This is a genomic window from Buchnera sp. (in: enterobacteria) (assembly GCF_056343165.1).
The window spans coordinates 1-15,636 of record NZ_JBWHTS010000003.1 but is presented as its reverse complement, the minus strand read 5'-3'; the positions used below and the strand labels follow the sequence as shown (position 1 = coordinate 15,636).

The following is a 15,636-nucleotide window of genomic DNA, read 5'->3' as shown; positions in this document are numbered from 1 at the left end:
GTATTATCATGAGAATTGGCTATGGTTTTGATCTTCATTCTTTTGGAAGTATAAAACCATTAATTATCGGTGGTGTTTTGATTCCGCATCATACGGGTTTAATTGCTCATTCTAATGGTGATTTATTAATACATGCTCTGATAGATGCTTTATTAGGTGCTACTGCATTAGGTGATATTGGCACTTTTTTCCCAAGTAATAGTGACTTATATAAAAATATTGATAGCAGAATATTATTACGAAAAATTTGGAAAAAAATTAAATTGCAAAACTATGACATATGTAACATTGATATTACTATTATTGCAGAAGATCCTAAAATGTTACCTTATATATTTTTTATGAGATCAAATTTATCATTAGATCTTAATACTGAATTGAATAATATTAGCATTAAGTCTACAAGCTCTAAAACAATAGGATGCATTGGCAGAAAAGAGGGAATTGCTTGTCAAGCAATTGCAATGCTTATAAAAAGTAAAAAATATATTTAAATAAAAAGTATATTTTTGAATTTTTTAGATGTGTAAAAAATATTACGTAAGAAATTTATTTTTTAAAATTAAACGGATAAAATTAATGCAGCTAAAATTTTTTTTATTTAAATTATTTTTTTTAATATTTTTATTATTTTTTTTTAATAATTTAGTATTAGGATTATCTATCAATTACCAGAATAATTCTAATTTCTATTTTATCAAACAAAATACAAAAAATTTTTTATTTTTGAATAAAAATGAATGTTTTAGATTTTTAAAGTATAAAAAAAATTTTTTTTTAAAAAGACCAGAAATTGTTATTCGCAATGAAAATTTTATTGGTTTTTTTCAAGAGAATCGATTTAAGATTTTTTATATTGTAAAATCAAAAGATACTCTTTATTCGATTTCTAAAAACTCTGGTCACAATTTTCATCAATTGTCTAAATTTAATTTTATTAAAAAACCTTACAAAATAATTGTAGGTCAAAAAATATGGATGGGAGATTTTTTAATTAATACAAAAAAAAATAATTGTTTTATTACAAGCGTACAAAATAGCACTAAAAAAAATTATAGTGCCTGTGAGTTAATTTTTAAAACACCTTTGAACATCAAAAATTTTTTAAAGAATAATACAAAGTTAAATGAAATATGTTTTTTTTGCAGTAATAAATTGAAAGAAAATAATAATTCTTCGAATTTAAAATCTTTTTATTTTTCTAATGATTGGAATTGGCCTGTTAAAAACAAACATATGAAATATTTTTATAATGATAAATTAGACGATAAAAAAATAGAAATTTCTGGTTTTAAAGGACAACCAGTTTTTGCTGCTGCTACAGGCGAAGTTGTATTTGTTAGTGATTTATTTAAAAAATATGGTCGATTGATTATTATTAGACATAATAAAAATTATCTTAGTATTTATGCTTTTAATAATTCAGTTTTAGTAAAAGAAAAAGATCAGGTCTATAAACAACAGCAAATTGCTACAATGGGTTTGTCATCTGACACTCATTTAGCACAACTTTATTTTGAAATACGTTATTTAGGAAAATCTATTAATCCATTGAATATTTTACCTAAAATTAATAAAAATATTTAATTGATTATATTTTAAAAATTTAAAATAAACTATATAAATTTTACAAGATTAAAATATTTATATTTATAATTTTATATTTATTCATAAAATATATAGTGCATTTCATAAAATATAAAAAATCATCCAGAAAAAATTAGATAATAGATTATTTTAATATAAAATTTTTATGAAATCTTATTTAAGATTCAGAATGTTATAAATTTTTTGAAAATTTATGATATTAGTATTATCATACTAATGAAATAATCTTATATTTTTATTTATATTCAAAAAATAAATTTTTAAAATATATTTATATGTGTCAAGTACTATACTATTTCAAATAAATACAATATTTCTATTAGGTAAGAAGCAGGCATATTTTTAAAATACCTGATTCTTTTTTAATATATTTAATTTGCTTTTAAAAATCTAAAATGCTGATTTAATTTCTTTTAAACCATGAAAAGGAGCATTTTTTTGACCTAAATTTTCTTCTATTCTAATTAATTGATTGTATTTTGCAGTCCTGTCAGATCGACTCATAGAACCAGTTTTAATTTGTCCTGATGATGTTCCTACAGACAGATCTGCTATAGAAGTATCTTCTGTTTCACCTGATCGATGAGAAATAATAACACTATAGTTTGCTTTTTTTGCCATTTTTATCGCTTCTATTGTTTCAGTTAATGTTCCAATTTGATTTAGCTTTATTAATATAGAATTAGCGATACCTTTTTCTATTCCTTTTTTAAAAATTTTTGTATTTGTGACAAATAAATCATCTCCCACTAGTTGCATTTTACTGCCTAAAAGATTTGTTTGATATAAAAATCCTTCCCAATCAGATTCATCTTGTCCGTCTTCAATTGAAGTTATGGGATATTTTTTAGATAATTTTTCTAAATAATGAGTCAGTTCTTTTGAAGAAAAAAGAACATTTTCCCCCTTTAGTCGATATTGTTTTTCTTTTTTGTTATATAGTTCTGAAGCAGCACAATCTATCGCTAATCGTATATCTTTCCCTAATATATAATTAGTTCTATGTATAGCATCTTGAATAATATTTAAAGCTTCTTCATTAGATTTTAAATTTGGCGCGTATCCTCCTTCATCTCCTACTGTTGTGTTCATTCCTTTTTCTTGGAGAAGTTGACCTAATACTTGAAATACTTCACAGCCTATACGTATAGCCTCTTTTATTGTTTTTGCACTAATTGGTTGAATCATGAATTCTTGAATATCAATATTATTGTTAGCATGTTTCCCACCATTAATAATATTGATCATTGGCAAAGGCATAGAAAAAACACCTGGCGTTTCGTTAATTTCTGCAATATGTTCATATAAAGGCATTCTTTTAGATGCAGCAGCTGCTTTTGCAACAGCTAAAGAGACAGATAAAATTGAGTTCGCACCTAATTTGGATTTATTTTCTGTTCCATCCAGATTAATCATAATACGATCAATATCTTTTTGATTTTTAGCATTTTGATTTTTCAGTGCACTATTTATTTTTTCATTTATTAAAGAAACTGCTTTTTTTACTCCTTTTCCCAAGAATCTATTTTTATTTTTATCTCTTAATTCTAAAGCTTCTAAAGAGCCTGTAGAAGCTCCTGAAGGGGAAGAAGCTAATCCAATAAAACCTCCTTCTAAATGTACTTCAGATTCTATAGTAGGGTTCCCTCGAGAATCTATTATTTCGCGAGCTATAACTTTTATAATTCTAGACATTTTAGCCTCAGTATGTTTAAAAAAATTTTATATAAAATTTTTTTTGTATTTTCCTGCTGATCTTATAAAATCTATAAATAATGGGTGTCCATCACGTGGTGTAGAAGTGAATTCAGGATGAAATTGACATCCTAAAAACCATGGGTGATTAGACAATTCTACAATTTCCACTACATTTTTATTAGAACGTCCTGTTACTTGAAGTCCTGCATTTTCTATTTTTTTAAATAAAATGTTATTTACTTCATATCGATGTCTATGTCTTTCTGTGATGATCTCTTGATTATATAATTTTCGAGATAAACTATTTTCTTTTAGTTTACAAGTTTGACCACCTAATCTCATAGTTCCACCTAAGTTAATATCATTCTCTTTTTCATTATAATGTTCAGGTGCACTATTATTCCAGTTTTTTATCAAATGAATAATAGGGTATTTGCATCCAGGATCAAATTCTGTTGAATTTGCATCTTTAATTCTAACAACATTTTGTGCAAATTCTATAATTGCTATTTGCATTCCTAAACAAATACCGAAATATGGAACATTATTTTCTCGTGCATATTGGATAGACAACAGTTTTCCTGTGATACCTCGATCACCAAAACCCCCGGGTATTAAAATGCCATTCAGATTTTTTAATGTTTCAAATGTTTTATTTTCTATGTCTCTTGAATCAATTAATTTTATATTTACTTTTATTTTATTTTTAAAACCTGCATGTTTAAGTGCTTCTATAACTGATTTGTATGCATCAGGTAATCTGACATATTTTCCAATAATTCCAATAATAATGCTGTCATTATAATTTTTTTCTGCGTGAATTACTTTTTCCCATTCTGTTAAATTAGCTTCAGGCACATTTAATTTAAAATATTCGCAAATATAGTCATCTAGTTTTTGATTTTTTAATAATTTTGGTATTTTATATATTGAATCAACATCTTTTAAAGATATAACAGCGTTAACTGGTACATTACAAAATAACGCAATCTTTTTTCTTTCATCAATTGGTACAGTACGTTCAGAACGACAGATTAAAATATCTGGTTGTATTCCTATAGATAGTAATTGTTTAACTGAATGTTGTGTAGGTTTTGTTTTTATTTCACCTGCGGTTGTAATATAGGGTACTAGTGTTAAGTGTATATATATAACATTTTTTCGTCCAATATCAACCGCCATTTGGCGAATTGCTTCTAAAAACGGAAGCGATTCAATATCGCCAACAGTTCCACCTATCTCCACAAGAATCATATTATTGTCTTGTGAACATAAAACAATTCTTTCTTTAATAGCATTAGTAATATGAGGTATTACTTGAATAGTGGCTCCTAAATAATCACCTCTTCTTTCTTTTTTTAAAACTTGAGAATATACTCCACCCGTAGTAAAATTATTTAAAAATGTCATTTTTGTATGAATAAAACGTTCATAGTGTCCTAAATCTAAATCTGTTTCAGAACCATCTTCAGTAACAAATACTTCTCCATGTTGAATCGGACTGATTGTGCCAGGGTCTACATTAATATATGGATCCAGTTTGATAATTGTTGTTTTCAAATTTCGTGCTTTTAGTATTGCTCCTAAGGAGGCAGCTGCAATACCTTTCCCTAAAGATGAAACGACTCCACCAGTAATAAAAATATAATTTTTAGTCATACTAAATATAAAAATATTAGTTAAAATAAATAAGTTTTGAGTTTGAAATATTTTTTATGGTTTTTGACCATAAAATATGTTTTTAATATAAAAATTTTCACAAGAACATATTCTATTTTTTTATTTTTTTTTTAAATTCCATATATCTCGTAATTTAACAGTACGGTTAAAAACGAAATAATCTTTTTTTGAATCTACTTTATCTACGCAAAAATAACCGATTCTTTCAAATTGAAAAAATAATTTTGGATTGTCACGATCAATCTCTTCTCGTATTTTTTCTCCTATTTTTTTTTCTATAAAACCGTATTTTTTTTTTAAAGATTCTAAATTTATATATGATAAAAAATCTTTTTCTTGTTCTGGATTTTTTATATTAAATAATTTATCATATAATCTAAATTCCGCGGCAAGTGCATTTTTTTTTGAAATCCAGTGTATTACTGGGGGGTTCTTATTATTTTCTGGTTTTTTACCTAAAGTATTTAGATCACAATAACATATTATACTGATGATGTTATTTTTTTCATCTTTTTCTATTTTATCTGCTCTGATTATGTAAGCATATCTTAAACGTATTTTTTCTCCTAGTTTTAATCTTTTGTATTTTTTGTCATATTTTTCTTTAAAATCTGAACGTTCAATATATATAGTATTAGTAAAAATAATTTTATGTGTGCCCATTTCAGGGTTATTAGGATGATTAGGTACTATAAATTTTTCTTCATGGTTTTTATCTAAATTATATAAGAATATCTTGATTGGTTCTAATACAGCCATAGTTCGTATGGCAGTTTCATTTAGTTCTTTTCGAATACAATGTTCCAACATAGAAATTTCTATTAAATTATTTTGTTTAGTAATCCCAATTTTTTGACAAAAATTTTTAATAGAAGATGGCGTGTATCCTTTTCGTCTTAAACCAGAGAGTGTAGGTATTCGAGGATCATTCCATCCTTGTACGATATTTTTGTCAATAAGTGTTTTTAATTTTCTTTTAGATAAAACTGAAAATTCTAGATTAAGTCGAGAAAATTCATATTGTTTAGGATAGTTTTTAACGCTAGTATGCTTTAATATCCAATTATATAAACATCTATTATCTTGAAATTCTAATGTGCATAATGAATGAGTAATTCCCTCAATAGAATCAGAAAGACAATGAGCAAAGTCATACATAGGATATATGCACCAATTTTTTTCAGTCTGATGATGTCTCGCAAAAATAATTCGATATAAAACTGGATCTCGCATAATAATAAAAGGAGAATCCATATTTATTTTAGCACGTAAACATGCTTTACCTTCAGAAAATTCTCCATTTTTCATTTTTTTAAAAATTTTCATATTTTCTTTAATTGTTCTGTCTCTATAAGGACTATTTTTACCTGGTGTATTTAAAGTTCCTCGGTATTCACGTATTTGTTCTTTTGTTAATTCATCAACATAAGCTAGACCTTTTCGAATCAATTCTTTTGCATATTCATATAGTTTTGAAAAATATTGAGAAGAATAACAAACTTGACCATACCACTTATAACCTAACCAGTTGATATCATATTGAATCGATTTAATATATTTAATGTTTTCTTTTAATGGGTTTGTGTCATCAAATCGAAGATTACATTTTCCTTTATATAGATTAGCAAGCTCAAAATTTAAACATATCGATTTTGCATGACCAATATGAAGATATCCATTTGGTTCAGGTGGGAAACGAGTATGAAAAGATAAGTCTTTATTCTTATTAAAATCTTGATTGATGATTTGACAAATAAAATTATTATTTTTTATTTTATTATTCATTCTGTTCCTAACATAATTTTTTAATTAAAATAATTTTGTTGATTATTCAATTTATATATTATAAAATATATTTTTATTATACATAAAATTTTTTTATTAGGCTACGTAGCTCAGTCGGTTAGAGCACAGCACTCATAACGCTGGGGTCATGGGTTCGAATCCCGTCGTAGCTACCATTTTTTAATTTTTAAGAAAGCGGGAGTGGCGAAATTGGTAGACGCACCAGATTTAGGTTCTGGCGCCGAAAGGTATGCGAGTTCAAATCTCGCCTCCCGTACATATTACTACTCAATTTACTAAAAAAATTTGAAAAATAGTAATTACATGTTTTAAAATAAAATGTATTTTTCAAAAATGTATTTTTCAATATGGGGTATAGCCAAGTGGTTAAGGCACCGGTTTTTGATACCGGCATCCCTGGTTCGAATCCAGGTACCCCAGCCATTCCTTTAAAGAGATTTTTTATATTTTTTAGTTTTATCAAATATTTTTATATCAAAAATAAAAATTGATAATTTAAAATTTTTAATTCAATATTATCCATTAATTTTTAATAAAATCAGATTAAAATTCTACTACTTTCTACTTATAATTTTATTTAAAACAAAATAATTTTTTATATTATGAATTTAGATAAATTAAAAAAAAAAGCAGCATGGGCTGCATTAGATTATATTTATCCTGGCACTATTGTTGGAGTAGGGACAGGTACTACTATTTTTTATTTTATTGAAGCTTTAAGTACGATAAAAAATTTAATACATGGAGTAGTATCTAGTTCTAATTCCTCTACTTTATTATTAAGAAAAAGAGGAATAGAGGTTTTTAATTTAAAAAATTTTAATTCTTTAGCTATTTATATCGATAGTGCAGATGAAATTAATGATCATATGCAAATGATTAAAGGCGGGGGAGGTGCTTTAACCAGAGAAAAAATTATTGCTACCATGGCAAAAAAATTTATTTGTATTATTGATAAAACAAAAAAAGTAGATGTACTCGGAAAATTTCCATTGCCGATTGAAATTGTTCCAATGGCGTTTTCTTACATTTTAGAAGAAATAGTAAAAATTGGAGGAATACCAAAATATCGAGAAAATTTTATTACAGATAATGGTAATATAATCATAGATGTATATAATTTATATATACAAGATCCTATATTAATGGAAAAGAAAATTAATTCATTGCCAGGAGTAGTTACAGTAGGTTTATTTGCATCTAGAAGTGCTGACGTGGTTTTAATTGGTACACCAAATGGAATTGTAACTATTAAAAAGAAATAAATTATTAAATACTTGATTTTATAATAAGTTATTTATATAAACTTTTATTCTTGTATTAAATAATGTTTTTAAAATTCGTGAAAATTTTTGTTTTTGGATGAAATCATTTTAAATGATTAAAAATTTTTCAATTATCTGACAAATAAAAAAATAAAAATTAAAATACTAAAAAATTTATTCTATTTTAAATCACCGAATCGTGTCTGTAGTGCAGCAATGACTGCAAGAGCAGCTGTTTCTGTCCTCAATATTCTAGGTCCCAATTTCATTGAAATAAATCCGTAACTAACAATTTCTTTAATTTCATCATTTGAAAAACCTCTTTCAGATCCGATGATTATTCGAATATATTTTATCGATTCTGTTAGTTTGTTTATTGTAAATCCAGATTTTGGATGAAAAATAATTTTTATATCATTTTTTTCATTTTTTTTACACCATGAAAAAACATTTGTAGGATTTTTTATTTTGGGAACAATATTACGATGACATTGTTGACATGCAGAAATAGCTATTTTTTCCCAACGTTTTATTTTATTTAAAACATTTATATTTTTTTTTTGAAAATCGCTATTTTCAAAAAATAACGGCGTAATAATATTGACACCCATTTCAATTGATTTTTGAATAGTAAAGTCCATTTTTTCACTTTTAGAAATAACTTGACCTAAATGAATATAAATTGGAGATTCAACATTTTTAAATTGATTTTTAAAAGTTTTTATTTTAATATTTTTTTTAGAAATATATATTATTTTAGCAAAAAAAACATAGTTAGTATCATTGAATAACTCTAATGTATCGTGGACTTTCATTCTTAAAACTTTTTGAATATAATGCATGTTGTTTTCTGATAAAAAATAAATTGAATTTATCTTTAAGTAATCTTTAATATATATGCGCGGAATATTTTTATTCATTTTTTTTACTTTTTATAACATTTTTTATAAATATAGTTGTTATGATTCCCTTGTATTTTAGATATCATTTTATCTCTTTCGCATTCCCATTCTGTCACAGGGTAATTTTTATCCCATTTTAAAAACATTTTTTTTTCTTTTTTAGATATAATGATATTGTATTTTTTATTCATATAAAAATAAGTTCTAGCTATGGCGCCTCGGGCTCTTTCAGGCGGTTCTACTATTTTTTTTTGAAAATCTATTTTCATTTGGCATCTTCCATATTGTGAAATCTTATTTGTTAATTGACTATACATAAAATTTGAACGATCTGCATTTATTTCTCCAATAGCTGGTTGCAAATTATGAAGATCAGATTCAATATATTGATATTTTTTATCTGTAATACATTTTTTACGACCTCCCTTTTTCCAACATTTTTTTTGATGTCCAAATTGCCATGCTGGTACTACATGTTCCCATTCGATTCTTGTTGCACGATTTTTGTTTTTGCGGATTTTATATCCACAAGAATACAGATCAGGAATTCCTTTTTTCTGTTTCCAAATTATCTTACATCCGCAATAAAAAGAACCTGGCACATTTTTATGAATTTTAATTGATATGAGTTTTGCTTGATAGAAATTTTTTATAGTGTTTTTTTTTAGATTATTTTTTTGTATAAAGATGAAAAAAAACATACTAATTATAATAATAAATATTTTTTTTATCATTTTTATCCGTTCGATTGTTAAATAATAAATTTTTAATAATATGTTATTGTTATATGTTAAAAATATACTGAGATTTTCTGGATTTTAAATATATTATGTTTTATATATTAACAATAAATATCTAGTTATAATTTTTTATTTTAAAAAATATTATAATAAAGTAATATTTTATTATAAATTTAAAAGAATATAAATATGAATGTATATTTTTTTACTTTTTTTATGTTACAAAGAGTTTAAATTTATTAAGAATAATATAGATAAAATTATTTTTGAATAAGGCAGATAAAATATGACGGAATATCTTTTCACATCTGAATCAGTTTCAGAAGGTCATCCAGATAAAATTGCGGATCAAATTTCTGATGCTTTGCTTGATGAAATACTCAAACAGGATCTTAAAGCACGTGTTGCTTGTGAAACTTATGTTAAAACAGGTATGGTTTTAATTGGAGGCGAGATTACAACAACTGCATGGGTTGACGTTGAAGAAATTACTCGTAATACTATTAATAAAATTGGTTATATTAATTCTGATACTGGATTTGATGCTAATTCCTGTGCAGTTTTAAGCACGATTGGGAAGCAATCACCAGATATTAATCAAGGTGTAGATCGTTTTGATCCTTTAAAACAAGGAGCTGGTGATCAAGGAGTTATATTTGGTTATGCAACAAATGAAACTGAATTTTTAATGCCAGCACCAATTATTTACGCACATCTTCTAATGAAAAAACAGTCTGAATTAAGAAAGAAAAAAGTTTTACCTTGGTTGAGACCTGATGCTAAAAGTCAAGTAACATTTAAATATAATAATGGAAATATAATAGGAATAGATACCGTAGTTTTTTCTACACAACATGAAGCAAATATTACTCAAAATCTGTTGAAAGAAGCAGTTATGGATGAGATTATTAAACCAGTATTACCAGAAAAATGGCTGACAAAGAATACAAAATTTTTTATCAACCCCACAGGTAGATTTGTTATAGGAGGTCCTATGGGAGATTGTGGTTTAACTGGTCGTAAAATTATTGTTGATACTTATGGAGGTATGGCTAGACATGGAGGCGGTGCGTTTTCTGGTAAAGATCCTTCAAAAGTAGATCGTTCTGCAGCATATGCAGCCAGATATGTAGCGAAAAATATTGTTGCTGCTGGTTTAGCTGATCGTTGTGAGATTCAACTTTCATATGCTATTGGTATAGCAGAACCTATTTCTATTATGATAGATACATTTAGCACTGGAAAAATAAGCAATAATTCTTTAATACTTTTGATTCGTGATATTTTTGATTTGCGTCCATATGGATTGATTAAGATGCTTGATCTTCTTCAACCTATTTATTTGAAAACAGCAGTATATGGACATTTTGGAAGAGAAGAATTTCCATGGGAAAAAATTGATAAAGTAGATGAATTATCCCAATAAAATTATTAAAAAATGATGATTTCAAGATTAAATACTCTAAAATTCCTTGTAAAAAAGAAGTATTTTAATATGAAAAAATATATTAAAATTTTAAATTTATCCCATGTTGACTAACATGGGAGAATTATTTTTTTTTCATATACTCTTCAAAAGACAATGTATCTTCTTTTTCTATTTGTATTTGTTTTTTATGAGAATGTATAGTTTCTATTTCTAAAATATTTTTATTTATATTTAAGCAATTCTCATAAATAAATTTTTTATGATATTTATTAGCTAAAAATAAACCTGTTTTTTTTATACCTCTTTTAATTAAAAATTTGAGGCACTGAGCAGAGTAAGTTAAATCTGGATTTTGAAAAAATTTTTTTATTTTTTTACATGCTGTTTGGTATGATAAATTGTTTGAATTGCGATCAAATATTAATGCAATTTTATTTAGATCTTGAAATATAATTTCGCTGATTTCAATTAATGTCTTTGTTTCATTTTGATTGTTAATATAAATTTTTTGATTCGGTTTTCTTCCCTCATAAATCATTTTTTCCCAATTTTTACTCATTAATAGAAAATCTGTTTTTTTGATTTTAGGAGAATCAATTAAAGCACACCAAATTAAAAACAAATCTAAAAAAAGTATTTGTGTTTTGCTTATACCTATAGGTGAAAATGGATTAATGTCTAAAGAACGTATTTCAACATATTCAATTCCTCTGTTTTTTAGAGCTTCTATAAGTGATTCTCCTTTTCTTGTTTTTCTTTTAGGTCTTATTTGAGTATAAAGTTCATTTTCTATTTGTAAGATATTTGTATTTAATTGTTTTAAATTACCATCTAGATCTTTTAATCCTATATTAATAAATTTTTTTTTCGGTGTTTCTAAAGCAGTTTTTAATGACTCAATATATTCATCGAGATCATTAAACGTAATATTTAGATCTAAAATCTTAGTATTAGTATAACCAATATCGCTAAGTCTTAACGACGTTGACCATGGTAAATAAAATATATTTTCTTTATTTTTTTTGAATTTATATTTTTTTTTTGTATTTTTTAAAAAACATGATGATACTGCAGGTGATGATCCAAATAAATAAGGAATAATCCAACCAAATCGATAATAATTTCTCATTAGATTCAAATAACCTGATGAAATATAATCAGTATTATTTTTTTTGTTTTTGTTTTCTGTCAAATTTTCCCAGAAAAATAAAGGCAAGGAAAAGTTATAGTGTACGCCTGAAATAGTGTTTTTTATATATCCATAGCGATTCATCAAACCTTTTCTATAAGTAGTTTTCATTTGACCAATATTAGATTGTCCATATTGAGCTATTTGAATATTTTTTTCGTTTTTATAAAAATATGGCATGCTAAAAGGCCACATACGTTCATTTTTTATTTTTGATGCTGTAAAACGATGTAAATCTGTTAAAAAAGACAATAAATAGTCTATGTTATTACTAGTAGGCGTAATAAATTCTAATAAATTTTCAGCAAAATCAGTGGTTATCCATTTATGTGTTAAAGAGGATCCGAGGGAGTATGGATGTTTTTTTTTGGAGAAATCTCCATTTTTTTTAATTCTTAAGGTTTCGCGTTCGATTCCTCGAAAAATACCTTCTAACATTTTCGGATTTGCTTTTAACCAAGCAATTTTTTTCGAGATATCTTGTATCAATTTCATCTCCTGATCTAAGATATTAAAATGTTTTTAAAAATATTTTACAAGATAATTTTTTATTATTTTTTAGAGGTTATTTATGATGCTTTTGCATCCGGAAGGATTCGAACCTCCGACCGCTCGGTTCGTAGCCGAGTACTCTATCCAACTGAGCTACGGATGCAATTTAAAATTTATAAATGGCGGTGAGAGAGGGATTCGAACCCTCGATGCAGATGTTTCTACATACTCCCTTAGCAGGGGAGCGCCTTCATCCTCTCGGCCATCTCACCTAGCTATAAAAATTTTTTTTATTTTTATAGATTTTATTTTACTTTTTTTTTTATATAAGTCAAATACATTTTTAAAATTGAGAAATTCTATTACGTTTATTTTTTATTTGAATATAAGATTGCATCTTACTTAATCTTAGTAAGATGCGGTGTTAATTAGTAATTTTTTTGTTTCTTTTTTTCAGCTTGAATACGTTGATATATTTCTTCACGATGTACCGAAACTTCTTTAGGAGCATTCACACCAATACGAACTTGGTTGCCTTTAACTCCTAGTACTGTTACAGTTATCTCATCGCCAATTATTAACGTTTCGCCGACTCGACGAGTTAGAATAAGCATTCTTTTTTCCTTGAAAGATTGAAAGAGCTCGGCCTCCTAGTTCCTGGCATCATGAATAGTACAAGGTTAAAAGTAGAGCACAAGATATTTTAATAAGAAATTTTGCTTTCATGCTTTTAACATATTTTATATTGTAAAATGATAATTTTTCTGTGTTTAATTTGTTTAACGTTTTACAAAATAAAAATATTGTTTATTTTATATCCAACTGTTTATCAATCCATAGTTTTATATTTTCTAGAATAATAGGCAGTTGTTTTGTATAAACACCTCCTCCTTCGGAAATGTCTTTTTTCCCTCCTCCCTTGCCATCTGTTTGTTGTATAATCATATTCATGACTTTTATCGCTGTTATTTGATTAAGTAAATTTTCTGTTACTCCAACAATCATAGTAAAACGATTGTTTTTAACATTAATCAAAATAATAATCGCATTTTTTAATTTTTCTTTTAACTGATCAAGCATTGTTCTTAATAATTTATGTTCATATTCATAAAATATATTTGCTAAAAATTTTGTTCCTTTTACATCAGTAATATTTTTAAGTAATTTTTTTATATTATGTGAATTTTCTTTTTTTTGTATTTGAATTATTTTTTCTTCTAGATTTTTTATTGTTATTTTAAGTTTCTTTGTTTTTTCTTTGATATCAAAACTATTGCAATTTAGTATAAGAGATATATCTTTTATATAATTGTCTTTTTCATGTAAATAATTTATAGCATTTTGTCCTGTTACAGCTTCGATTCTTTTAATTCCTGATGCTACACTTGATTGAGAAATAATCTTAAATAGTCCAATATCACCAGTTCTTTTAGCATGTGTTCCACCACAAAGTTCTATCGAAAAATTATTTATAAATACAACTCGTACAATAGATTCATATTGGTTATCGAATAAAGCTATTGCTTTTCTCTTTTTAGCTTCTTCTAAATTTAGTTTTTTAGTTTCAATTTTAATATTATTACGAATTTTTAGATTGATGATATTTTCAATTTTCTGTATTTGAGATTGATCTATTGATGTAAAATAAGAAAAATCAAATCTTAAATGTGTATTTGTTACTAAGGAACCTTTTTGAGTAATATGGCTCCCTAAAGATTTGCGTAATGCAGCATGCAATAAATGTGTTGCTGAATGATTTAATTGGATAGAATTTCTATAATTTTCATCAATTCGACTACAAACAGAATCATTAACTGCAATTTCTCCTGAAATTAATTTGCCAATATGTCCTATTGACTTTCCGTATTTTTTTGTATTTTCTACTATAAAATATGATTTTTCAGCATATAACTCACCTACATCACCTATTTGTCCTCCTGATTCACTATAAAACGGTGTTTTATCAAGAAAAATAATTCCATGTTGATTTTTTGAAATACGTAATACAGATTGGTTGTTGATAAAAATATGTTTTATTGTTGATTCAGTTATATTTTTTTTGTAACCTTCAAAAATACAGGTATTTTTTACAGCAATGTTGTTGTTGTAATTTTTGTGGAATTTTTCATTGATATTTGACTGTTTTTTTTGTTTTTCCTTAGCTAATTTATAACCATTATAATCTATTTTTATATTTTTTTCACGACAAACATCTGCTGTTAAATCGATTGGAAATCCGAACGTATCATAAAGATAAAATGCTGTTTTACCAGGGAGTATATTATTATGTAGTTTTTTTATTTCGGAATGTAATATTTTTAAACCTTTATCGAGAGTATAAGAAAATTGTATTTCTTCTATTTTTAGAATTTCTTGTATCTTTTCTTTTTTTTCTTTTAAAACATCAGCGCTTTTTCCCATTACCTTAATTACACTAGATACAAGTTTGTAAAAGAAATTTTTTTTTATACCAATTTTGTGACCGTGTCTTAAGGCTCTTCTAATAATTCTTCTTAAAACATACCCCCTGTGTTCATTTGATGGAATAATGTTATCTGCAATAATATATGCACAGGATCTAATATGATCTGCTATAACTTGAAAAGAAACATGGTTTAAATCATTTATAGGGCTTAATTTAGATATATTTTTTATTAATTCTTGAAATATATCTATATGATAGTTAGAATAAACATTTTGTAAAACGGCAGATATTCTTTCTAATCCCATACCCGTATCGATAGATTTATTTTTTAAGGGAATGATTTTTGTCTTGGAAACACGATTGAATTCTATAAAAACAATATTCCAAATTTCAATAAAACGA

Annotated in this window: 12 protein-coding genes and 5 tRNA genes; 7 read left to right on the top strand and 10 right to left on the bottom strand. The window is 25.8% G+C overall.

Going from position 1 to position 15,636, the window contains the following annotated elements; translation table 11 throughout:
* The first annotated feature begins 8 nt into the window (after positions 1-8).
* Complete coding sequence (gene ispF / locus ACTP5B_RS02325) at positions 9-494, top strand: 2-C-methyl-D-erythritol 2,4-cyclodiphosphate synthase (RefSeq protein ID WP_464829648.1); 486 nt, start codon at positions 9-11, stop codon at positions 492-494.
* A 232-nt stretch (positions 495-726) separates the two neighbouring features.
* Positions 727-1,587: a peptidoglycan DD-metalloendopeptidase family protein gene (locus ACTP5B_RS02320; protein WP_464829646.1), complete on the top strand. Its 861-nt coding sequence runs from the start codon at positions 727-729 to the stop codon at positions 1,585-1,587.
* A 411-nt stretch (positions 1,588-1,998) separates the two neighbouring features.
* On the opposite strand, the gene eno is transcribed toward ACTP5B_RS02320, so the two are convergent.
* The 3 genes from eno to glnS form a co-directional block, all read right to left on the bottom strand.
* Positions 1,999-3,303, bottom strand: coding sequence for a phosphopyruvate hydratase (gene eno / locus ACTP5B_RS02315; RefSeq protein ID WP_464829644.1), 1,305 nt, complete (start codon positions 3,301-3,303; stop codon positions 1,999-2,001).
* 27 nt (positions 3,304-3,330) lie between these two features.
* Entirely contained in the window at positions 3,331-4,965 is a 1,635-nt protein-coding gene (locus tag ACTP5B_RS02310) for a CTP synthase (RefSeq protein ID WP_464829642.1), read from the bottom strand.
* Between the two features lie 120 nt (positions 4,966-5,085).
* A complete protein-coding gene (gene glnS / locus ACTP5B_RS02305; RefSeq protein ID WP_464829640.1) occupies positions 5,086-6,771 on the bottom strand; it encodes a glutamine--tRNA ligase in 1,686 nt (561 codons plus the stop codon).
* 99 nt (positions 6,772-6,870) lie between these two features.
* Here glnS and ACTP5B_RS02300 point away from each other — a divergent pair.
* From ACTP5B_RS02300 to rpiA, 4 genes are all read left to right on the top strand, one after another.
* Positions 6,871-6,947: transfer RNA gene (locus tag ACTP5B_RS02300), tRNA-Met, on the top strand.
* A 19-nt stretch (positions 6,948-6,966) separates the two neighbouring features.
* Positions 6,967-7,048 (top strand) — tRNA-Leu (locus ACTP5B_RS02295).
* Positions 7,049-7,140: 92 nt separating this feature from the next.
* A tRNA-Gln gene (locus tag ACTP5B_RS02290) sits at positions 7,141-7,215 on the top strand.
* A 179-nt stretch (positions 7,216-7,394) separates the two neighbouring features.
* Positions 7,395-8,057, top strand: coding sequence for a ribose-5-phosphate isomerase RpiA (rpiA, locus tag ACTP5B_RS02285; RefSeq protein WP_464829638.1), 663 nt, complete (start codon positions 7,395-7,397; stop codon positions 8,055-8,057).
* Between the two features lie 179 nt (positions 8,058-8,236).
* On the opposite strand, the gene ACTP5B_RS02280 is transcribed toward rpiA, so the two are convergent.
* Together ACTP5B_RS02280 and ACTP5B_RS02275 are read right to left on the bottom strand one after the other, a co-directional pair.
* Complete coding sequence (locus tag ACTP5B_RS02280) at positions 8,237-8,977, bottom strand: 16S rRNA (uracil(1498)-N(3))-methyltransferase (protein ID WP_464829637.1); 741 nt, start codon at positions 8,975-8,977, stop codon at positions 8,237-8,239.
* A 5-nt stretch (positions 8,978-8,982) separates the two neighbouring features.
* The gene (locus ACTP5B_RS02275) at positions 8,983-9,660 is read right to left on the bottom strand and encodes an endonuclease (protein ID WP_464829750.1); all 678 of its coding nucleotides are present in this window, start codon (positions 9,658-9,660) and stop codon (positions 8,983-8,985) included.
* Positions 9,661-9,985: 325 nt separating this feature from the next.
* Between ACTP5B_RS02275 and metK the strand changes: the two genes are divergently transcribed.
* Complete coding sequence (metK, locus tag ACTP5B_RS02270) at positions 9,986-11,125, top strand: methionine adenosyltransferase (RefSeq protein ID WP_464829636.1); 1,140 nt, start codon at positions 9,986-9,988, stop codon at positions 11,123-11,125.
* A gap of 124 nt (positions 11,126-11,249) precedes the next feature.
* Here metK and gshA read toward each other — a convergent pair whose 3' ends face one another.
* From gshA to alaS, 5 genes are all read right to left on the bottom strand, one after another.
* Positions 11,250-12,806 carry a glutamate--cysteine ligase gene (gene gshA, locus ACTP5B_RS02265; RefSeq protein WP_464829634.1) on the bottom strand — a complete coding sequence of 519 codons (1,557 nt, stop codon included), beginning with the start codon at positions 12,804-12,806 and terminating at the stop codon, positions 11,250-11,252.
* 92 nt (positions 12,807-12,898) lie between these two features.
* Positions 12,899-12,972, bottom strand: a tRNA-Arg gene (locus tag ACTP5B_RS02260).
* A 17-nt stretch (positions 12,973-12,989) separates the two neighbouring features.
* Positions 12,990-13,081: transfer RNA gene (locus tag ACTP5B_RS02255), tRNA-Ser, on the bottom strand.
* 156 nt (positions 13,082-13,237) lie between these two features.
* On the bottom strand, positions 13,238-13,423 hold the full coding sequence (gene csrA / locus ACTP5B_RS02250) for a carbon storage regulator CsrA (RefSeq protein WP_464829632.1): 186 nt from the start codon (positions 13,421-13,423) through the stop codon (positions 13,238-13,240).
* A 193-nt stretch (positions 13,424-13,616) separates the two neighbouring features.
* Positions 13,617-15,636: alanine--tRNA ligase (gene alaS, locus ACTP5B_RS02245; protein ID WP_464829631.1), on the bottom strand; the 2,020-nt coding region annotated here is incomplete at its 5' end.